Genomic DNA, 738 nt, shown 5'->3' with positions numbered 1-738 from the left:
ACTGGGGCTGGAAGACCTGGAAACGGCTATCGCCGAGACCCAGGCACAAATTGCCACCGTCGAGGCGAAGATCGCGGCGCGCGCGACAGATCCCGAGGCGGCCCCTGCGCGTGCTCCGCGCAAGTCGCGCGACTTGCCGGACAGCTTGGCCCGCGGGTGGAACGGGTGACCCTGCCTGCCAGCATTGCCTGCCCCTGCGGATGTGGCGACATGGTCCGGATCGGCGAAGACCGGAGCGAACGGCTCGATTACATCCCGGCGCGGTATCAGGTCATCGTCACGATCCGCCCGAAGTATGCCTGCCCCAAAGGCAGGACCGGCGTGGTGCAAGCCAAAGCCCCGGCGCATTTGCTGGAAGGCAGTTGGCCGACCGAGGCGCTCCTCGCCCAGATTGCCGTCTCCAAGCATGTCCCCGCACATGCCGCTGAACCGGCAGGCCGTGGTCATGGCGCGGCATGGTGTGGCCTGACGACCGTTCGGTTCTGGCCGACTGGATGGGGCGCACCGGCGCGCTGATCGCCCCGGTGGTCGACCACATGGCCAAGCGGCTGATGGCCGACAGCACGCGGATTTACGTCGATGAGACCACCGCCCCGGTGCTGGACCCGGGGAAGGCAAAACGAAGACCGGATATCTCTGGGCGGTTCTTCGGGACGACCGGGGCTGGAGCGGCAGCGCCCCGCCGGGTGTCGTGTTCCACTATCGACCCGGGCGCAAAGGCGAATATGCCGCCGAAAT

1 pseudogene is annotated in these 738 nt (G+C 67.3%); it reads left to right on the top strand.

From position 1 onward, the window contains the following. Nucleotides 1-738 (top strand): annotated as a pseudogene (gene tnpC, locus GV832_RS21730) (IS66 family transposase); the annotation flags it as partial.

Origin of the sequence: Stagnihabitans tardus, assembly GCF_009925085.1 — a bacterium.
GTDB classification, from domain to species: domain Bacteria; phylum Pseudomonadota; class Alphaproteobacteria; order Rhodobacterales; family Rhodobacteraceae; genus Stagnihabitans; species Stagnihabitans tardus.
This window is presented reverse-complemented; position numbering and strand designations above follow the sequence as displayed.